General features: G+C 71.7%; 16 protein-coding genes. 8 read left to right on the plus strand and 8 right to left on the minus strand.

Going from position 1 to position 20,163, the window contains the following annotated elements:
* Positions 1 to 142 precede the first annotated feature (142 nt).
* The 4 genes from IE212_RS22130 to IE212_RS22145 all read right to left on the minus strand — a co-directional run bounded on the left by IE212_RS22130 (position 143) and on the right by IE212_RS22145 (position 6,315).
* Positions 143 to 1,150 carry a (-)-alpha-amorphene synthase gene (locus tag IE212_RS22130; RefSeq protein WP_190199636.1) on the minus strand — a complete coding sequence of 336 codons (1,008 nt, stop codon included), beginning with the start codon at positions 1,148 to 1,150 and terminating at the stop codon, positions 143 to 145.
* Positions 1,134 to 2,567 carry a cytochrome P450 gene (locus IE212_RS22135; protein ID WP_190199637.1) on the minus strand — a complete coding sequence of 478 codons (1,434 nt, stop codon included), beginning with the start codon at positions 2,565 to 2,567 and terminating at the stop codon, positions 1,134 to 1,136. The genes IE212_RS22130 and IE212_RS22135 overlap by 17 nt, the downstream gene beginning before the upstream one ends.
* A gap of 361 nt (positions 2,568 to 2,928) precedes the next feature.
* Positions 2,929 to 4,971, minus strand: coding sequence for a CocE/NonD family hydrolase (locus IE212_RS22140; RefSeq protein ID WP_190199638.1), 2,043 nt, complete (start codon positions 4,969 to 4,971; stop codon positions 2,929 to 2,931).
* 48 nt (positions 4,972 to 5,019) lie between these two features.
* Positions 5,020 to 6,315 carry an ATP-grasp domain-containing protein gene (locus IE212_RS22145; protein WP_190199639.1) on the minus strand — a complete coding sequence of 432 codons (1,296 nt, stop codon included), beginning with the start codon at positions 6,313 to 6,315 and terminating at the stop codon, positions 5,020 to 5,022.
* Between the two features lie 183 nt (positions 6,316 to 6,498).
* Between IE212_RS22145 and IE212_RS22150 the strand changes: the two genes are divergently transcribed.
* Positions 6,499 to 7,431, plus strand: a complete 933-nt coding sequence (locus IE212_RS22150; RefSeq protein ID WP_229864504.1) for an SDR family oxidoreductase — start codon at positions 6,499 to 6,501, stop codon at positions 7,429 to 7,431.
* A gap of 6 nt (positions 7,432 to 7,437) precedes the next feature.
* Here the strand turns inward: IE212_RS22150 and IE212_RS22155 are convergent, their stop codons facing one another.
* Positions 7,438 to 9,846 carry a SpoIIE family protein phosphatase gene (locus IE212_RS22155; protein WP_190199640.1) on the minus strand — a complete coding sequence of 803 codons (2,409 nt, stop codon included), beginning with the start codon at positions 9,844 to 9,846 and terminating at the stop codon, positions 7,438 to 7,440.
* A 148-nt stretch (positions 9,847 to 9,994) separates the two neighbouring features.
* Complete coding sequence (locus IE212_RS22160) at positions 9,995 to 10,618, minus strand: LysE family translocator (protein ID WP_190199641.1); 624 nt, start codon at positions 10,616 to 10,618, stop codon at positions 9,995 to 9,997.
* A gap of 111 nt (positions 10,619 to 10,729) precedes the next feature.
* Here IE212_RS22160 and IE212_RS22165 point away from each other — a divergent pair, with 111 nt between their 5' ends.
* From IE212_RS22165 to IE212_RS22175, 3 genes are all read left to right on the plus strand, one after another.
* Complete coding sequence (locus tag IE212_RS22165; RefSeq protein WP_190199642.1) at positions 10,730 to 11,185, plus strand: Lrp/AsnC family transcriptional regulator; 456 nt, start codon at positions 10,730 to 10,732, stop codon at positions 11,183 to 11,185.
* Between the two features lie 143 nt (positions 11,186 to 11,328).
* Positions 11,329 to 12,165, plus strand: a complete 837-nt coding sequence (locus tag IE212_RS22170; protein WP_190199643.1) for an alpha/beta fold hydrolase — start codon at positions 11,329 to 11,331, stop codon at positions 12,163 to 12,165.
* Between the two features lie 125 nt (positions 12,166 to 12,290).
* Entirely contained in the window at positions 12,291 to 13,277 is a 987-nt protein-coding gene (locus tag IE212_RS22175) for an AraC-like ligand-binding domain-containing protein (RefSeq protein WP_190199644.1), read from the plus strand.
* Positions 13,278 to 13,478: 201 nt separating this feature from the next.
* Here IE212_RS22175 and IE212_RS22180 read toward each other — a convergent pair whose 3' ends face one another.
* Positions 13,479 to 14,975, minus strand: a complete 1,497-nt coding sequence (locus tag IE212_RS22180) for an MFS transporter (RefSeq protein WP_190199645.1) — start codon at positions 14,973 to 14,975, stop codon at positions 13,479 to 13,481.
* A 214-nt stretch (positions 14,976 to 15,189) separates the two neighbouring features.
* Between IE212_RS22180 and IE212_RS22185 the strand changes: the two genes are divergently transcribed.
* Positions 15,190 to 16,701, plus strand: a complete 1,512-nt coding sequence (locus IE212_RS22185) for an MFS transporter (RefSeq protein WP_190199646.1) — start codon at positions 15,190 to 15,192, stop codon at positions 16,699 to 16,701.
* A gap of 33 nt (positions 16,702 to 16,734) precedes the next feature.
* On the opposite strand, the gene IE212_RS22190 is transcribed toward IE212_RS22185, so the two are convergent.
* Positions 16,735 to 17,250: an ATP-binding protein gene (locus IE212_RS22190; RefSeq protein WP_190199647.1), complete on the minus strand. Its 516-nt coding sequence runs from the start codon at positions 17,248 to 17,250 to the stop codon at positions 16,735 to 16,737.
* 215 nt (positions 17,251 to 17,465) lie between these two features.
* Between IE212_RS22190 and IE212_RS22195 the strand changes: the two genes are divergently transcribed.
* The 3 genes from IE212_RS22195 (at position 17,466) to IE212_RS35010 (ending at position 20,114) form a co-directional block, all read left to right on the plus strand.
* A complete protein-coding gene (locus tag IE212_RS22195) occupies positions 17,466 to 19,202 on the plus strand; it encodes a SpoIIE family protein phosphatase (RefSeq protein WP_190199648.1) in 1,737 nt (578 codons plus the stop codon).
* A 218-nt stretch (positions 19,203 to 19,420) separates the two neighbouring features.
* Positions 19,421 to 19,756 carry an enolase C-terminal domain-like protein gene (locus IE212_RS35645; protein ID WP_373301419.1) on the plus strand — a complete coding sequence of 112 codons (336 nt, stop codon included), beginning with the start codon at positions 19,421 to 19,423 and terminating at the stop codon, positions 19,754 to 19,756.
* Positions 19,650 to 20,114 (plus strand): PfkB family carbohydrate kinase, encoded by a 465-nt coding sequence (locus IE212_RS35010; protein ID WP_229864506.1) that lies wholly within the window; start codon positions 19,650 to 19,652, stop codon positions 20,112 to 20,114. Before IE212_RS35645 ends, IE212_RS35010 begins: the two co-directional genes overlap by 107 nt.
* The last annotated feature ends 49 nt before the right edge of the window (positions 20,115 to 20,163 follow it).

A 20,163-nucleotide genomic window follows, 5' to 3' on the forward strand; every position in this document is an offset into this window, starting at 1 on the left:
CTTGGCCGGGTCGGAACAGCAGGTCGACAGGGAGGGTGAATTTCCCGCGGGAGCGCTTCAGGCCTCAACCTTTCGGGTAGCCTGCTCTGTTTCCACCCGATTCGGGAAGCCTGCGGTGAAGGCGACCGGTCGGGGCACACGATCAGAACCCCGCGGATGCCGCCATCGTCTCCGCGTAGCGCGGCACGGTACGGGACCAGAAGTAGCATCCGCGTATCCAGCCGGCCATGCCCTCCACGTAGCCGGCGCCGGACGGGCTCAACTCCGGCCTGATCCCGGCGTACAGCTCCTCGAACTCGCGGATCGTGCCGTTGATGCGCCGTATGGCCAGCGTGACGGCCAGCCGCAGGGAGCACCGGTGCGTCCGCTGGTAGGCGAGGGCCAGGTTGATCGTGCCGCCTTCCCGCTGCTCCTTCACCGCAGAGTAGAGGTCGGGGATCCAGACCGCCGCGTCGGCCGACAGACGGGTCAGGCGTCGCATCACGGGATGATGGAGTTCGTCCGGGGGCAGTTCGCACGGCTGGGCGGCCTCGCACAGGGGGTAGAACGGCTCGACGCCCGCGATGAGGGAGCGTATGGACCGGCACAGTCCGCTTCCCACCGGGACGGGACGGGCCTGGGCCACCGCTTCGTAGAGCAGCCCGTGCACGTACTCACGGCTGTTCCAGGCCCATCGCGCCGCCTGGGCTGGTGTGCACCGCTCCCGGACCTGTCGATGGAGGTCGGTCAGGGCGGCCCCGAGCGGGGTGGTGGGCGGCCCGCCGTCCCGCAGGATCGCGACGCTCTCGCACAGCATGGGCAGCAGCCGGCCGGGCGAGCGCCGGCCGAGGTCCTCCGCCCGGTCGTCGAAGACGAACTGGTAGGCGATCTGGTTGGCGGCGATCTGGAGGAGCCCGGAATCCATGTCCGGACCGTTGTACGCCGCGAGTTCGGCGGGGCGCGTGCGCGAGATCATGGCGGCGACCGCCGGGTCATCGGTCAGTCCCCAGGTGTGCAGCCATTTCTCGACGCCTGCCGCGGCTTCGGCCGCGTGGGGGTTCCGCTCGAACGGGAACGGCATGTAGAGGTTCGCGTCGATCAGTTCCCCAAGGCCCGCTGCCGGAATTCCGTCCTGCGTGACGAGCGCGATTTCCTCATGCGTCGTGGACATCGCTGCCACCTGCCGTTCGGGAGTTGTGGAGGACGGGTACGACAGTCGTTCGCGGTTCGCAGGTCATCACCAGGTCCCTCGGCCCCAAAGAGGCTGCGGGGCGCAGCCGTTCCCGGTGGCCGGGCAGGTGGCGCAGTCGCCAGTGGCGGGCGATGAACGCCAGCGCCACCGTGGCCTCCGCCGTGGCGAGTGTCTCTCCCATGCACTTCCGGCGGCCGGCGCCGAACGGGATCATCGCTCCCGGGCGCACGGCGACGGCCTGCCCGGGCAGCCAGCGGTCGGGAAGGAAGCGGCCGGGGTCGGGGAACAGGGCGGGGTCATGGTGGAGGAGGTACGGACTGAACATGACGGTGGCGCCCCGCGGGAGCCGGTGCCCGGCGAGCCGCGTCTCCTTCGTGGTGGCACGGGTGAACAGCCATCCCGGCGGGCGGTGGCGAAGGGTTTCGGTGAGGACGCGCCGGGTGTGGGCGAGGTGCGGCAGCTCGTCGGGGCCGGGGGGCCGCCCGGAAGCGAGCACGGCGTCGACCTCTGAGTGCAGGCGCCGCTCCTCCTCGGGGTGCCGCCCCACGAGCTCCAGGGCGGAGGAGAGGCACAGGGCGGTGCTCTCGGTGCCGGCGAACATCAACGTGATCACCTGGCCGTGGACCTCCCTGTCGGTGATCGCCGTCTCCCCGTCGTCGCCCCGCGCGGCCGCCAGCAGCGTCCCCAGCAGGTCGTCGCGGTCGGAGGAGCCGGTGCTCCGCCGGCGCTCGGCGACCACCGCGCCGACGATCGCGCGCAGGCGGTCGGAAGCGTGCCGGTAGCGCCGGTTCGCCGGCGTGGGCAGCCGGAACAGGCTGTCGACCGGCATCACCGTCCGGACGAACATGCCGCGCATCACGGTGGCCAGGCACGCGCGCATCTCGGCGGCGGTCGCGGCGTCGAGCGAGTCGGAGAAGAGGACGCGGCAGAGCACGCGGGTCGACAGGTCCAGCATGGCCGCGCTGACGTCGACCGCCTGCCCGGCCCGCCACTGCCGGCACACCGACTCCACTTCCTCGCCCATCACCCGCACCTGGTCGGCGACGCGGGCCTTGCGGAAGCCGGGCTGGAGCATTCTGCGCTGGCGCCGGTGATCCTGATGGCGGCAGGTGCCGACGCCGTCGCCCAGCAGGAGCCGCAGCCTGTCGTAGAGGGGGCCGCCCTTGTCGAAGGTGTCCGGGTCGCCGAGCACCTGGTGGACCAGATCCGGGTGGCAGGCCATCCAGGCACGCTGCGGACCCAGGCGTATTTCGACCAGGTCCCCGTGCGCGGGCAGGGATTGAAGAAATGCCAGCGGACGACGGACCAAGTCGATACCGTGGCCGAGGAATGGGAATATGCCTGGAGCAGTGCCCACTGTCCAATCTCGGGCCGGGCCGGGAACGGAGCCGCTCATCGAATACCACCTGCTTCGGTTGGTACACGGGATATCGGGGTGCGGTCGCACCGAGTTGACGCTCGGTCTCAGTCCTGCCCAATGGAATCCGCTGACGGCTTGCGGAATCCTTTCTCCATAGGGGCGCATGGATGCACGCAGGGGCGTCGAGTGAATCGCGATTCCCGCATGCACGCGGTTTCTCATCGCTTTCCTGTGCCCGGAGAAATCCGTGTTCCGTCTGCGCCCCCGGGTGCCACGGCAGTCGCGTGGCGTATCTGGCATGAGCATGAAAGAAGGGCCACGTCGCCGCCTGGGCCCGGCGATGGCCCCGGCGGCGAGGTGGCCCCGGCGAACCGCGGCGGCCCGCCCCGCGCACGTCCTACAGCAGGTCGCGCGGTACCTTCTCGTTCCAGGTGCGGGAGAACACCCGGCGGCCCGCCTCATAGGCGTCGAGCGTCGCGTCCACGAAGAAGTCCGTCTCGTCGCAGCTCAGCCGGGTGCCCGTCACCACCCGCACGTCCCAGTCGTCCCGCTGGAACGTCATGGTCCAGGTGGACTCGCCGCTCGCCGAGGTGAAGTCGTCGGCGACCGCCGTGTAGCGCTCCTCGGCGCGGAGCCCGGCCTCGATGCCGATGTCCTCGAAGCGGACCCTGCCCCGGTCCTTCACGATGTCCAGTTCCGAGCGATAGCCGACCAGGTCCCGCTTGACCTCCCAGCGCGCCTCGGGGGGCGTCACCTGGCTCGTGGCGATCGGGGGAGTGCCCTCGGGTTCGCCGAAGGGCGACGACGGCACCTCGTCGGGTTCCTCGACCGGCCGCACCGGCAGGGTGAGCGTGCTGGAGTGCTCGTGCACGCTCAGCAGGGCGGGCCTCGGCGGGGGCCAGGCCAGCGGCCAGTAGGACGTGGAGAGGGAGAGCCGGATGCGGTGGCCCGGCGGGAACGCCTGCGCCACTCCGTTCAGCGGGATGGTGGCCCGGTAGCGGCGGCCCGGCTCCAGCGGCTCGGGGGACTCCGTGCTGTCGCGGCGGGTGAGGTTGAGGATGCCGTAGGAGACACGCGTCGCGGCGCCGTCGGGGCTCACGTCGGACAGCCGCGCGGCCACCATGGCGACCGGTTCGCTGACCGACAGGTCGAGTTCCACGGTCGGTGAGCCGAGGATCTCCACCTGCTCGGTCAGGGGCCCGGTGTCGAAGACGAGGGAACCGCCGTCCTCCTCGCGCTGGTCGTACGGCAGGTCCGGGGGAGCGTTGTAGGACGCCCACTTGCCCGCGAACTGGCCCACGGAGAGCGGGGACTGCACGGTCAGCGCGTCACCGCCTGCTGTCTCCCCCTCCTCCGGAGCCTCCCGCGGAGGCTCGATGGTGTGCCGGGTGAGCGGGTGCACGACCTGCCGGATGTGCGGGGAGGGCCAGTCCGGCTCGCCGACCCAGCGTCCCGGCCGCTCCTCGTACGCGGTGGAGGGCGGGACGCTGTCCTGCATCCACGTGAGCAGCATGGGGCCGTCCATGACGCCGTTGTCGACGCCCTTGAGCCAGTGGTCCCACCACCGTACGAGCTCCTGGAGGTAGCCGATGGCGGGCCCGGGCTGCCCGAGGTGGGGGAACTTGTGCGACCAGGGACCGATCAAGCCCTTGCGCGGCACATCCAGGTTGCCGAGCAGCCGGGTCACGGCGTTGGAGTAGCCGTCCGCCCAGCCGCTGGAGGCCAGCACCGGGCAGCGGACGCCGGCGTAGTCCTCGCACACCGAGGCGTGCCGCCAGTAGTCGTCGCGGCGCTGGTGCCGCAGCCACTCGAGCACCCACGGCTCGGTGTTCTCCAGCCGCTCGTGCCACATCTCACGCCAGCGGTCGCCGACCACGGCAGGGTCGGGCGGGCAGGTGGCGTAGGCGAACATGGTGCCCGCCTCGGCCAGGTTGTCCGACAGCATGGCGCCGCCCATGTAGTGCATGTCGTCGGCGTGCCGGTCGTCGGTGAAGGACGCGATGGCGACGGCCTTCAGGCTCGGCGGCCGGCGGGCCGCCACCTGGAGCGCCGCGAAGGCACCCCAGGAGATGCCCATCATGCCCGTACCGCCGTCGCACCAGGGCTGTTCGGCCAGCCAGGCCAGCACCTCCTCGGCGTCGGCCTGCTCCCGTTCCAGGTACTCGTCCCGCAGCACGCCCTCCGAGTCGCCGGTGCCGCGCAGGTCGACGCGGACACACGCGTAGCCGTGCCCCGCGAGGTACGGGTGGTGGATCGAGTCGCGAACGGCCGTCAGGTCGCGCTTGCGGTACGGGATGTACTCCAGCACCGCGGGCACCGGCTCCTGGTCCGAGGAGGTCGGCCGCCAGACGTGCGCGGAGAGCCGGACCCCGTCGGACATCGGGATCGTGACGTGCTCCTCTTCCTTCGTCTCGTACGGCAGGTTGGTCACGTAACGCATGGAACCCACGTGCTCCTTACTCTCGTGGGGCTTCACCGCGGCGGGCTGTCACTCTTGCGGGGCATCGTCGAAGGTGAGCCCCAGGGCGGCCACGCAGTGGTCGAACTTCTCCCGCAGTTCCTGCTCGTCGGCCCCACCGGTGTAGATGTGTGCCAGCTCGTAGCTGTAGCTGTCCTGTCCGGGAAGTTCCGAGAGCCTGTCGCCCTCCTCGGGGACCACCTCGATACGCACCCCCGGGGTCTCCCGCTCGATACGGGCGATCTCCTCCGGCCCGGGCACCCGGCGCACCACGCCGTCCGTGAACCAGCGGTGGTACCACTTCGCGGCCATCGCGTACGGACCCTCGCGGTGCGGCATGCGCGGGTCCTCTCCGAGGGCGAGACTCAGCATGCAGTGGTGGTTCGGGACACCGTCGACGTACTGGAACAGCTCCGCGTGCGACTGGGAGTGCCGGGGGTTGATCTCCAGCAGGTTGATCTCCTGCGTCCGCGGGTCGTAGAAGTACTCGATGCTGAAGGTGGCCGAGTCCATGCCGATCTGCCGCATCACGCGCTCGCTGACGTCGTGCAACTGGGCGATGACGGCGGGCGGCAGCGTCGAGGGGTACTGGTGGCGCAGGAAACAGGGCGAGTCCGGGTACTGGATGGAGTCCAGGACTCCGTAGACCGTCACCTCGCCCTGGTGGACGTAGCCCTCCACGGCGACCTGGACGCCGGACATCGCCTCCTCCGCCAGGCAGACCCGGCCGCCCACGCCGTCCATCTCCGGCGGCAGGTCGATGCGTTCGAGGATGTGCTCGAAGGGGCGCCCGATGCGGGAGATACCGTCGCGGATCTGAGTGACGGCCTTGCGGAACTCCTCTTCGTCATCGACTCCGAAGGCCAGTTCGGACGAGTAGGAGAGCGCGGGCTTGACCCACATCGGGAAGGTCACGCCCTCCGGCGGGCGCGGCGGCTCGGCCGACAGGTCGACCCGGCCGAAGCCCGGGTGCCGGTCGGTGGCCTTCTGCTGCTCCAGCCGGCTCCAGTACTTGTGCTCGCACTTGACCACCGACTCCAGACTGGTGCTGCGGGTGCCGTACCGCTCGCTCAGCATCGGGACCAGGGTGCTGACCGGGAAGTCCCAGTAGCCGACGATCGCGTCGATGCTGCCGTCGAACGCGTCCAGCACGCTTTGGGCCTTGTCGATGAGCGTGGGCAGATGCACCTCGCCCAGCTGGAGTTCCTCGATGGTCAGCAAAGGGTGGAAGCGCAGCCGATCGGCCCCGGGCACCTGCCGGAGCGTCGGCAGATTGGCCTCGTCGAGCCCGATCACGAAAATGTTCTTCACCGTATCCTGAGGCACGGCTCTCCTTCCGGCTACAGCGGCTCGAAGGCCGGGATTGCAAGATCGTTGGAGTACCCCTCGCGGCTGCCGGCATTCCCGGTCCGGTCGCTCGCCCTTTGTCAGGGACGGGAAACATGGCCACCGCTGTTGTGGGAACGCGAAGCGGCGTAAGAACGGCGGGTCCGTGCCCAGCGGCCCGTCGTGGACGACACCGGCGAAGGGAAAGCCGTGCAGCCCGAGCAGGAAAAGTCCGCACCACAGGTCGTGTCCGAGCCGGACCCGCCCTACGACTCCGACAAGCAGCGGCGCCCCGGCCTCGAGGCCGACATGCGCACCGCGCCGCGCTACCGGGCGAGCCGCTACCGGGCCAGCGGGAAGCTGGAGGGGAAGACCGCGCTGATCACCGGCGGCGACTCCGGGATCGGACGGGCCGTGGCGCTGCTCTACGCGCGGGAAGGCGCAGACGTCGCCATCGTCCACCTGCCGGAGGAGCAGGTGGACGCCGAGCGGGTGCGCGGCGACGTGGAGGAGCAGGGCCGGCGCTGCCTGCTGCTGCCCGGCGACCTCACCGACCCGGCGTTCTGCCGCGAGGCCGTCGAGCGGACGGTGGCGGAGCTCGGCGGGCTGAACATCCTGGTGAGCAACGCGGCGTACCTCAACAGCAAGCTGGAACTCGAGCAGTTGACCGCGGAGGACTTCGACCTCACGTTCAAGACGAACGTCTACGCGTACTTCCACCTGCTCATGGCGGCCCTGCCCCACCTGGAGCCCGGCGACGCCGTCATCGCCACCGCGACCGAGGAAGCCCTCAAGGGCAGCACGACGATGATCGACTACGCGGCGTCCAAGGCCGCGCTGATCACCCTGACCAAGTCGGTCGCCGTGCACCTGGCCAAGCGGGGCGTCCGCGCCAACGTGGTCGCGCCCGGCCCGACCTGGACGCCGCTCAACGAGGCGGACCAGCACATGCCCCCGGACGGGCTGGCCCATATCGGCAGCGAGGCCCCGCTGGAGCGCGCCGCCCAGCCGGAGGAGATCGCGCCGACGTATGTGTATCTCGCCTCCGACGCCGACTCCAGCTACACGGTGGGCGAGGTCATCGCCGTGACGGGCGGCATCGTCGACACGCGGTAGCCCGGCTCAGCCGGACGTCTCGGCGGGCAGTCGCTGTTCCGCCCAGATGGTCTTGCCCGTGGGCGTCTGGCGGCTGCCCCACCGCTCGGAGAGCTGGGCGACGAGCAGCAGTCCGCGTCCGCCCTCGTCGAAGACGCGGGCCCGGCGCAGGTGGGGCGCGGTGCTGCTGCCGTCGGACACCTCGCAGATGAGGGCCGAGTCGCGGATCAGCCGCAGCTCGATGGGCGCACCGCCGTACCGCAGCGCGTTGGTGACCAGCTCGCTGACGATGAGTTCGGTGGTGAACGCCGCCTCCGTGAGCCCCCAGGCGGCCAGCTGTTCACCCGCCATCTTGCGGGCCCCCGCCACGGCCGCGGGATCCGGCGGCAGCTGCCAGGTACGGACCTGAGCGGCGCCGAGCCCGGCGGTACGGGCCAGCATCAGCACGATGTCGTCGGCGGGGCGGTCGGCCAGCACCGTTCGCAGCACCTGGTCACAGGTGTCCTCCAGCGCGTCGGCCGGTCTGCTCAGGGCCTGTCGCAACAGGCCGATGCCGACCTCGATGTCGTGGTCGGCGGCCTCGATCAGCCCGTCGGTGTAGAGGGCGAGCAGGCTGTTCTCCTCCAGCTCCACCTCGGCGGCCTCGAACGGCAGACCACCCAGGCCCAACGGCGGCCCCGCCGGCAGATCCACGAACCGGACGTCGCCGCCGGGCGTGACCAGCGCGGGCGGCGGATGCCCGGCGCGGGCCATGCTGCAGCGCCGGGACACCGGGTCGTACACGGCGTACAGGCAGGTGGCGCCGACCTGCCCCGACGGCTGCGTCGTTCGCTCGCGCACCTCGGGGCCCTCTTCCCGGTCCAGCCGGATGACGAGGTCGTCGAGCTGGGTGAGCAGTTCGTCGGGGGCGAGGTCGACGTCCGCGAGCGTCCGTACGGCGGTCCGCAGCCGGCCCATCGTGGCCGTCGCGTGGATGCCGTGACCCACCACGTCGCCCACGACCAGCGCCACCCGGCAGCCGGACAGCGGGATCACGTCGAACCAGTCGCCTCCGATGTCCGCTCCCGAACCGGTCGGCAGGTAACGGTAGGCGACGTCCATCGCCGCGAGGCGCGGCGGCCGTTCGGGGAGGAGACTGCGCTGGAGCGCCAGCGCCGTCCGCAGTTCACGGGTGTAGCGGCGGGCGTTGTCCACGCTGACCGCCGCCCTGGCGACCATCTCCTCGGCGAGCAGCAGGTCGTCCTCGCTGAAGGGCTCCGGCGTCCGGTGCCGCAGGATGTGCACCAGGCCCAGGGTCACCCCCCGGGCGCGCAGCGGCACCATCATCACCGAGTGGATCCCGTACCGGGCCACGGACTCGGCACGCCCCGGTGAGGACCTGATCCAGTCCCGCAGCCCCGGGTCCCCAGGCCGGTGCCCGGCGCCGCGGCCGGCGGCCAGCGTCCGGGCCGGCAGTGTGCCCACGGGGTAGAGCGTGGTGTCGCCCGTGGCGACCACCGATTCGGGGCAGCCCCTCAGCACGGACCGCTGGGCCGTGCGGCGCACGGTGATCGGCGCGTCCCGCGGCAGCGGTTCCGGTTCGTCGCCCAGCGCGACGGACTCCAGCAGGTCCACCGTGACGAAGTCGGCGAAGCCGCTCACGGCCACCTCGGCAAGCTCGTCGGCCGTCCGGGCCACGTCCAGTGTGCTCCCGATGCGCAGGCTGGCCTCGTTGAGCACGGCCAGCCGCCGGCGGGCCCAGTACTGCTCGGTGGTGTCGAAGACGGTCGCGGACATCCCCTGGACCGCGCCGGTCTCGTCCTTCAGCGGCGACAGGAACATCGACCAGGCGTGCGTCCGGGTCTCGCCCGGGGCCTTGCCGTGCTCCTCGTGGAAGATCATCTCGCCGGTGCGCAGCACCTGCCGCTGGAGGCGGTCGTACTCGTCGAAGGGCGGACTGGGCTCGATCTCCCACAGTGTCAGGCCCTTCATCTCCTCTTCGGACCTGCCCATCACCTGGGTCATGATCTCGTTGGCGGCCACGAGCCGGGCCTCGCGGTCGTAGACCGCCACCGGCACGGGCAGCTGGGCCAGCGTGAGGTCCCACAGGGCCAGAGCCTGGTGCTCGGCCCGCGGGACCGTCGGCGCCGGTGTCGCGCCCGTCACGATCCAGAGCCGCCCGCCGTCCGCTGCCGGCAGCGGCGCGCCCTGCAGCCGGACCACGACCCGGTCGCCGTCCCGGTGCCGGAGCGCCACCTCACTGGCCCACCGCCGTCCGTCGGCCACATGGCGCCGCGTGGACTCGGGCAGGCCGGCCGCGAGCAGGCTGGTGGCCGGCCTGCCCACGATGTCGGCGGGTGCGTATCCGAGCAGCCGGTGAGCGCCGTCGCTCCACGCCGTGACCGCCCCACCGGCGTCGACGACGACCGTCACATCCTCCGGTACGCGTCCCTCCACGGTGCCTCCGCACGTGACGCACCTACGGCTTCCCCGGCCATCATGTCAGGGAAGGGGCCCGGGCACCCTGCCGGGCAGCGCAGGGCTCCCGGCAGCGCGGCTCGGACGCGCCGGGCGCGAGGTTGTGGGCCGGGCCCCGAGGCGGCCGTCATCCTTGCGCGGCCAGGCGTTCCACCAGCAGGAATCCGCCGATGGCGATCATCAGCACACCGGAGGCGCGGGTGACCGCCCGGGCCGCGGCGGGCCTGGTACTCAGAACGGTGCGGGCCAGGACGCCGATGGCGAGGTAGACGGCGGCGCAGGCGGTCATGTGCAGTGCGCCGAGCAGTCCGGTCTGGGTGGCGACCGGCCAGGCGCCCGAGGGGTCGATGAACTGCGGGAACAGCGAGAAGTACAGCAGCAGCGCCTTCGGGTTGAGCCCGCTGGTCCCGGCTCCCCTGAGCATGACCCGCAACCGGGAGGAGCCCAGCTCCCGCGCGGAGGCCGTCAGGGCGGCCGGCTGCCTGAGGACGCCCCAGCCGAGCCACACCAGGTAGCCGGCCCCGGCCACGGTCAGGGCGGTGAGCAGCGTCGCCGAGCTCGCCACGATCACCACCAGGCCCGCGACCGCCAGCAGGGTGTAACCCGCGTACCCGGCCACCAGCCCGGCGACCGCCGGGACGACCGACCGGTCCCTGAGGCCCGCCGCGATCGCGTACGCCCAGTCCGCGCCGGGGGTGAACACCAGCAGCAGATCCACCGCCAGAAACGCGGCCAGGGTCGTCGTGTCCATCGGTGGTTCCCTCTCACATGCCTTGTTGCGAGAGGAAGGGTAGGCCGGATCGGCCCGAAGGTGTTCCCTTGTTTCCCCCTTGATCGCGGTTTCTGGGGCAGAATCTTCTCCATGGATGCCCTGGACCGGAAAATTCTTACCGAGCTCCAGCTGGACGGCCGTCTCACGGTCACCGAGCTGGCCGCGCGCGTGAAGCTGAGCGTCTCGCCCTGCCACCGCCGACTGCGCGACCTCGAACGTGAGGGCGCGATCCGCGGCTACCGGGCGGTCGTGGACCCGGCCGCCGTGGGCCTCACCTTCGAGGCCCTCGTCTTCGTCACCCTGCGCTGGGAGGACGCCGACACGGTCTCGGCGTTCGAGGAGTCGGTGGCCGCCGTCCCGCACGTGCTCCAGGCCCAGCGCCTGTTCGGCGACCCCGACTACCTGCTGCGGGTCGCCACCGCCGACCTGGCCGCCTTCCAGCAGCTCTACGACCAGCAGCTCGCCCGGCTGCCCGGCGTCCAGCGCCTGAACTCCACCCTCGTCATGAAGCACGTCGTCGACGACCGGCCCCTTCCCGAGGCGTGACCGCTTGACGGTCTCCGAACGCGTTCGGTCCCCTGTGCGCTCTCGGTCACGTACCGGTGCGCTGCCCGGCAACCCGCCGTCCGGGGGCCGCCCTAGCGTGGCCCCGTCCCCTCAGCCAGCCATCCGGAACGAGGAAACAGCGCATGCCGTACGTCACCGTGGGCCAGGAGAACTCCACCGCCATCGACCTCTACTACGAGGACCACGGATCCGGGCAGCCGGTCGTCCTCATCCACGGCTTTCCGCTCGACGGCCACTCCTGGGAGCGGCAGACCGCCGCGCTGCTCGACGCCGGCCACCGCGTGATCACGTACGACCGGCGCGGTTTCGGCCAGTCCTCCCAGCCGACGACCGGCTACGACTACGACACCTTCGCGGCCGATCTGAACACCGTGCTGGAGACTCTCGACCTGCGCGACGCCGTCCTGGTCGGATTCTCCATGGGGACCGGCGAGGTCGCCCGGTACGTGTCCAGGTACGGCTCCGCCCGGATCGCCAAGGTCGCCTTCCTCGCCTCGCTGGAGCCCTGCCTGCTCAAGTCCGACGACAACCCCGAGGGGGTCGCCCCGAAGGAGTTCTTCGACGGCATCGTCGGAGCCGTCAAGGCGGACCGCTACGCGTACTACACCGACTTCTACAAGGACTTCTACAACCTCGACGAGAACCTCGGCACCCGGATCAGCGAGGAGGCCGTCCGCAACAGCTGGAACGTCGCCGCGGGCGGCGGCTTCCACGCGGCGGCCGCAGCCCCCTCCACCTGGTACACCGACTTCCGGGCCGACATCCCGGCGATCGACGTCCCGGCGCTGATCCTGCACGGCACCGGCGACCGCATCCTGCCCGTGGACGGCACCGCGCGGCAGTTCCGCAAGGCCCTGCCGGGCGCGGACTACGTGGAGATCGACGGCGCCCCGCACGGTCTGCTGTGGACGCACGCGGACGAGGTCAACTCCGCGCTGCTCGCCTTCCTGGCGAAGTAGGCGAGTCCTTCCCCGGTTCTTCCTGCGATTCCTCCTGGACCGCCCCGGACCGGGACGATGACAATCATCGGGGCCGGCAGCGGAACGCGTGCTGCCGGCCTCGATGACGCCCAGGGGGGAACCGAGTGTCCGTTGTACTTTCCACCGCGTCACTGCCGGCGGCCGACCGGGGTGAGCGCTGGCACCACGCGGTGTCGCGCACCTTCATACCGCTCGATGTGCGGCTCCACGAGGACGATCCGACGCCCGGAAGGATCGTCAGCCACCAGCTGGGCTCCTTACGGGTGGCACATGTCCAGGCGGGCCCGCAGACGGTGACGCGCAACAAGCGGCTGATCCGGGACGGGAAGGAGTTCGTCATCCTCACCCTTCAGCACCGGGGCACCGCCATCAAGGAGCAGGACGGGAGGCAGGCCCGGATCGGGCCGGGGGACTTCTCGCTCTCCGATTCCTCCCGGCTGTTCAGGAAGCAGGTGCAGAGCAGGTTCAGCTTCACCTCGTTCCACTTCCCCCGCGAGGACCTTCGCGTCCGGGACGAGGACCTGCGGGCGCTGACCGCCACGGCGTTCACCGGCCGGGAGGGCGGTGCCGCCCTCGTGGCCACCTATTTCGCGCGCCTGGCCCGCGAGGCGGCGGGGCTCGACGCCCCCGCCGGCCGCCAGTTCGCCGCCACCGCCCTCGACCTGCTGGCGCTGCTGGTCAACGAGCGCCGCGGCCGCCTCGCCCCCCGGGCTCCGGAGGCCGCCGCGGCCACCCTGGTCCGCGTCAAGGACCACATCCTGCGCAACCTCTCCGACCCGGATCTGTCACCACCCGGGATCGCCGCCGCGCACTTCATGTCGGTCCGCTACCTGCACAAGCTGTTCCAGCTGGAAGGGGTGACGGTCGGGGAGTGGATCCGCACGCAGCGACTGGAGCGGTGCAGGCGGGACCTGCTGCTGTCCCCGGCGCTGGGACAGGGGGTCGCGACCGTCGCCCGGCGCTGGGGATTCGTCAGTCCCAGCCACTTCAGCCGTTCCTTCCGGGCGGCGTACGGAAGGACCCCGCGTGAGTGGCAGACGCACGGCCTGTCCGGCGAAGCGCGGACGGAGCCTCGCCGGGGGCGGCGGTGACCTCGGCGATGTCGGCCATGCGTGTGAGCCTCTCCGCGCGGGAACGGTGACCGGATCCGGTCCGCTCCTCACGCCAGGCAGACCACGCGGGCCCCGAGGGGGTTCGGGGCAGGCCGCGCGCGGTGGGGACAGCTGACGTGCAGCGAGGGGCAACGGTGGTGCCGCGACCGCGAGTTCGGCGAGCCCGGACGGGCCAGGACCTCAGAACCTCGGTCGAGGCGCCTGCGCCTCGACGAGCCGCGCCGCCTCCGCCTCCGTCTCGACCGAAGGCGGGGAACCGGCCAGTGGCTTGTTCGCGGTCTCCCGCATGCACAGCACGGCGATGACGCCGATGACGGCGGCCCCCGTGGCGTAGTAGGCGGGCATGAGCGTGGTGCCGAAGGCACTGATCAGAGCGGTGATCACCAGGGGAGTGGTGCCACCGAACACCGAGGTGGCCACGTTGTAGGCGACCGACAGGGACCCGTACCGCACATGGGTGGGAAAGATCGCCGGGAGCGCCGCCGACATCGTGCCGAGCATCGCCACCAGGGACAGGCCCAGCAGCAGCAGGCCCACGGTGATGAGGACGACACCGCCCTGCCGGATGAGCAGGAACGACGGCAGGGACAGGAAGAGGAATCCGAGCATCCCCGCCATCAGCAGCGGCTTGCGCCCGAAGCGGTCCGAGAGCCGCCCCACCTGGTTGACGACGCACATCTGGAGCACCATCACGATGAGCAGGATCAGCAGCCCGTGGTTGGTGCCGTAACCCAGCTCGTCGGACAGGTACGTCGGCATGTAGGACAACAGCATGTAGTCGGTGATGTTGTACGCCGCGACCAGCGCGAGGCACAGCAGCAGCGGCCGCCAGTGGCGGGTGAAGATCTTGCCGAGGTCCGCCGCGGCCGAGGTCTCCACGGAGTCGGCGGCCTCGCTCGCCTTCACCTGGCCGCCCTCCAGTTTCCGGAAGGCGGGCGTCTCGTCCAGCCTGAGCCGCAGGTAGAGGCCGATGAGGCCGAGCGGTGCCGCGACCAGGAACGGGACGCGCCAGCCCCACGCCAGCATCTGGTCGTCACTGAGGAGGCTCTGGAGGACGACGACGAGGCCGGAGGCCCCGACATAGCCGGCGAGCGTACCCAGCTCCAGGAAGCTGCCGAAGTAACCCCGGCGCTTGTCGGGCGCGTACTCCGCGATGAACGTCGACGCGCCGCCGTACTCCCCGCCGGTGGAGAAGCCCTGCACCAGCCGGAAGAAGATCAGCAGGGCCGGGGCCCAGAGGCCTATCACGGCGTGCGAGGGGACGAGGCCGATGGCGAAGGTCCCCACCGCCATCATGATCATGGTGAGGGAGAGGATCCGCTTGCGGCCGACCTTGTCGCCGAGCGGACCGAACACCATCCCGCCCAGCGGACGCACCAGGAAGGCCACCGCGAACGTCGCGAAGGAGCTGAGCAGTTGGGCGGTGTCGTTCCCCGAGGGGAAGAAGACCCTCCCGATGGTCGAGGCCAGATAGCTGTAGATGCCGAAGTCGTACCACTCCATCGCGTTGCCGAGGGCGGCGGCCTTCGTGGCGCGCTTGACCGCGGTCTCGTCGGTCACGGTGATGTCGCTGCGGCGCAGCCTGGGGTTCCGTCGTTTCTCGACCGCCCGGAAGAGCATCCGGTGTCGCCTCACGGCTTCGGGGTCCACCGAGTCTTCGCTGCCGGGCGCCGCCATCACGTCGTTCCTTTCGCCGGTCGTCCTTTCCAAGCACAACGCCTGCACGGATACGGCCCGCTCAAACGAGCCCCTTCGCGCGGCACGCGGGTGACTACCCACGGTGACGGCCGGGTGCTGGGGGGAGCGGCGACCGCCCGCACCCCGGGGTGTGTCCCGGGCATCGGCGGGGAACTTGGTTCGCCGTGGTGCGCACCTGGTGAGAGGAGCCCATGTGACGGCATCAGCGGCGGGCGGCCGGGACCAGGGCGCACAGGAGGCGGGACACGAGCCGGACCCCCGCCGGTGGCGGGCCCTGTGGGTGACGCTGGTGGCCGGCTTCATGAGCCTGCTCGACGTCTCGATCGTGGTGGTCGCCCTGCCGTCCGTCCAGCGCGGCCTGCACGCCTCTCCCGCGCAGGTGCAGTGGGTGGTCTCCGGATACGCCCTCGCCTTCGCGCTGGCGCTGGTCACCGCCGGCCGCCTCGGGGACGCGCTGGACCGGCGCCGCATCTTCCTGCTGGCCCTCAGCGGCTTCGTGCTCTTCAGCGCCGCCTGCGGGGCGGCTCCCAGCATCACGCTGCTGGTGGTGGCCCGGCTCGCCCAGGGACTGGCGGCCGGCTTCATGGCCCCGCAGAACTCCGCGCTCATCCAGCAGATGTTCCGGGGCGGTGAACGGGGCCGCGCCTTCGGCTTCTTCGGCGCCACCGTGGGGATCTCCTCCGCCGTCGGCCCCCTCGCGGGCGGTGTCATCCTCGCCCTGGCCTCCGGCACCGAGGGCTGGCGGTGGGTCTTCTACGTCAACGTCCCGATCGGCATCCTCGCCGTCCTCCTGGGCCGCCGTCTGCTGCCCCGCACCCGGCCTTCCGGGCGGCAGCACGTGGACCTGCCCGGCGTCCTGCTGCTCGGGCTCGGGGTCCTCGCGCTCATGTACCCGCTCGTGCAGGCGGGCGCCGGTGGCATCGGCCGGCTGTGGTGGATGTTCCCCGCCGGCGCCGTGATCCTCGCCGCGTTCGCCTGGTGGCAGCGCCGCCTGGTGGCCCGGGACAGCCAGCCGCTGCTCGACCCGCGGCTGTTCACGACGGTGCGCGGTTACGCGGTCGGTGCGGGCGTCGGCACGCTCTACTTCGTCGGCTTCAGCGGCGTCTGGCTGGTGTTCGCGCTCTTCTACCAGGACGGCCTCGGCTTCTCCCCGCTCCGGTCCGGCCTCGCCGTGACACCCTTCGCCGTCGGCTCGGCCGTCGCGGCCGCCGTCGCCGGCCGACTGGTGGACCGGCTCGGCCGCGTGCTCACCGTGGCCGGTCTCACGGCCGTGATCGCCGGGCTGGGCGGCACCGCGCTGCTGCTCCGCTTCGCACCCCTCGACACAGCGCCCTGGGTCGCCGCCCCGGTGCTGTTCCTCGGTGGCGTGGGCAGCGGCTGCGTGATCTCCCCCAACATCACCATGACACTGCGGGAGGTGCCGGTACGCATGGCGGGCGCGGCGGGGGGCGCCCTCCAGACCGGGCAGCGGCTCGGCGCCGCGGTGGGCACCGCCGCGCTGCCCGGCCTCTTCTACCTCGTGCTCGGCGGCGGTGACGACTACCGCAGCGCGCTCGTCGCCGCGCTGGGCGCCGGACTCGTCGGCATGGCGGCGTCCCTCGCCCTCGCGGCATCCGATGTACGGCGCGACCGCCAACGGTGCCGGCCGCACGCGACCTGCCCGGACGACGTCGCCAACACCCCCGTACACGCCCGGCAGAACTGACCCCCGGCGCTCCGGCCGGGTACCGGACGGAGGTCAGCCGGTCGCCAGCACGGCCTCCTGCGCTCCCTCATGCGCCTCGTCGCGTGCCTCGCATGCCTCGGGGGCCAGCCGCAGATAGGCGGTGATCTGCTTCCCACTGGCGCGGCGTGCCACAGCGACCCGGTCGCTGACCGTGTGCACCAGGTGCAGCCCGTGGCCTCCGACCCGGAACCGGTCACCCTTGCGCACCGTCGGCTCCATTGCCGAGGTGTCCCGCACCGTGATGGCCAGCCTTCCCCGGAACAGCCGGAGGATCAGCTCACACGGGCCCGGAGCGTGCCGGACCGCGTTGGTGACCAGCTCGCTGACGACGAGCTCTGCGTCCCCGGCCAGCGAGGCCGGAATCAGCGAGGGGGCGGTGTGCGGACCATGGGCGAGGAAGGCGCGCAGGGCCAGACGTGCGTCGACGGCGCTCGCTGCGCCGTCGCCCCATGCCGCGCCGAAGCGCAGCATGGCGTGCTCGTCCGCGCCCTGCCGATCTGCCGCCTGCTTCCCAAGCGGAGTGATCATGCGGAGGCTCTTTCGTTGTCTTCGCCCCGGCCGGGGCAGCTTTCGACGTGCGCTTACCCGGGTGCGGATCACCCATACCCGGGCGCCTCCCGAGTGGCCCTACTCACAGGTGGCTGGTTTCGGCCTCAGGGGGCACACGGGAATGACGCCCGAGGGCGTCCGCGGAGGACAAGCCGGCAGTCGGCAGGGCGGGCGATCAGCGAGGAGGCGACGACATGGCAGGGCCGGAGCGTACGGAGACCGCCCCACAGCCCTCCCCGGCCGTAGCCGACGCCTCGCTGACTCGTGTGCTGGAGGCCATCGGAACCGGCGCCTATGTCGTGGACGAGGAAGGCCGCATCCTCGCCGTCAACGCCCGCGCCCAGGACGTGCTGGCCCGGCCCGCCGAGGACCTGCTCGGTCAGGACGCGCACGACCTGCTGCACCGGGACGCCCACGGCCAGCCGCTGCCGAGGACCCGGTGCAGAATGCGGCAGGCCTTCCACGCCGGACGGACCGCCCAGGCCGCGGAGGACCACTTCGCCCGCGGAGACGGTTCCGTGCTGCCCATCTCCTGGCTGATCACCCCGTACGGCACCGGAGGCGACGGAGCCGGCACGCTGGTGCTCTTCCACATCGCCGAGCAGCCGGAAGAAACCGGCCCGGAGCCGGAACCGGTGGCCGGGCCGCTGCCGGAGCTCGAACGGCTCGCCCTGCTGGCCGAGGCCACCGCGCAGCTGACCTCCACGCTCGACGTGGACGAGGCACTGGAACACCTCGTGCGGCTGGTCGTGCCCCGGCTGGCGGACTGGGTGGTCATCGACCTGATCACCGAGCGCGACGAGGTGTGGCGTGCTGCCGTCGTCCACGCCGAAGACGGCACCCTCGTGCACCAGGACGACCTGCAGGGCCCCATGCCGCCCGTCCCGGAGGAGTCGCCGATGCCCCTGTCCCGGGCCCTGCGCGGTGTGGCCTCCACGGTGACGGGGCCCGGCACGTACCGGCGTACCCCGGATTCCGGCATCGCGGTCGAGCAACGCCGGCTGTTCGACAGCACCGGGATGCACTCGGCGGCCATCGCGCCCATCCGCAGCACGCGCGCGGTCCTGGGCGCCCTCACCCTGGGCCGCGCCGAGGACCCCGTCCCCTTCACCCCCGCCGACCTCCCCCTGGTGGAGGACATCGCGCGCCGGGCCGGCCTCGCCCTGGACAACGCCCGTCTGTACCAGCGTCAGCGCAAGGTCGCCGAGACCATGCAGAACCATCTCCTGCCCCAGATGCCGACGGTCCCGGACCTGCAGATGACCGTCCGTTACCTGCCCGCGCCCGACGCCTCACAGGTCGGTGGTGACTGGTACGACGCCTTCCCGCTGTCCGACGGATCCACCGCCCTGGCCGTCGGGGACGTCGTCGGGCACGACCTGGAGGCGGCGGCCGGCATGGCACAGGTGCGCAACATGCTCCGGGCCTACGCCTGGTCCCAGCACGAACCCCCCAGCCGGATCGTCGCACGGCTGGACGAGGCGCTCCAGCACATCACGGACGTCGCCATGGCCACGATGGTCTTCGCCCGCATCGAACCGGCGGCCGACGGCCAGTGGCAGCTGTCCTGGACCAACGCCGGTCACCCGCCGCCCCTGCTCATCACCCGCGACGGCCTGGCGAGCTATCTCACCGAGGGGCACGGCATCGTCCTGGGCGCCGGGGCCGGCGCCCCACGCCCGGATGCCATCACCCTGCTCCCGCCCGGCTCCACCCTCGTGCTGTACACCGACGGTCTCATCGAGGCACCCGGCCACACTCTCGACGAGGGGCTGAACCGGCTGCGCCAGCACGCCGCCGCGCTCGCCCACCGCCCCCTGGCCTCCTTCACCGACCATCTGCTGCGCCGCGTCCGCCCCACCGACAACGACGACGACGTCGCCCTCCTTGCCCTGCGCACCCCCTCCGCCGGTCCACCCGCCCCGCGGTGACCGACAGGCCCCGGGATTTCGTCAGCCCGGGGCCACTCCGCCTCCATCCCCGTACATCAGGAACTGCTGCACGCGGTCGCGGCAGGCGCCCCGGACGCCGCCGCGGCCGCCGTGGAGTCGCTCCTGGCGCAGGCGTCCGACGACCTGGCGGCCGTGCGGGCGCGGGAAGACCCCGGTCGCACGCCGGCGGTATCTCCGAGGTCCGCCGCATCGCCGCCATGGCCGAGGCGCACGACGTCACGATGGCCCCCCACTGCCCCCTCGGCCCCGTCGCCCCGGCCGCCAGCCTCCAGATCGCCTTCTGCGTACCGAACTTCCTCAGCCAGGGACAGATGATGCCCCACGTCGACCTGCTCATAGCGTCCGAGTACGAACTGCCCCTGGTGGCGGCCCGGCCTCAACGAATTCGAAGCCGTGCGGGAGGCGCTGGCCACCGGAGTGGGGGAGGTGGTCGTCAAGCGGGGCGCCCGTGGCGCGACGGGCTTCACCGCCGGCGGGACGACCGACCGCCCCGCCCGGCAGGTCGACGCGGTCGATCTGGTCGGCGCCGGTGACGCCTTCGTCGCGGGATACCTCTCCGGACTCCTCGACGGCGCGGACGCCACGCCCGTCTGCACCGGGCCGTCACCACCGCGGCGTTCGCCGTCGCCACCCGGGGCGACTGGGAGGGCCTTCCCACGTGGGACGAACTCGGCCTGCTCGACCAGCCCGACGGCACGGCCGTTCGCTGAGCCGGGAAATGTGGTCATCGGGACGGTTTCCCCGGCTCAGTTTCGAACCGGGGAAACCTCGCGATGGCAGCTCCCGGGATCCGACCGCCGCGTGCGCTCAACGGTACTCGCCCTCGCAGCGATGGCGTGGCTCCGGGTTTCGGCTCGGTGGCCGCTGACCCGGCCTGGGGGCCGCCGGTGACGCCGGTGCGGTGGCGGGCCGCCGATGTCGATTCCCGGACCCGGGCGTC

Source organism: Streptomyces djakartensis (genome assembly GCF_014651075.1).
GTDB classification, from domain to species: Bacteria; Actinomycetota; Actinomycetes; order Streptomycetales; family Streptomycetaceae; genus Streptomyces; species Streptomyces djakartensis.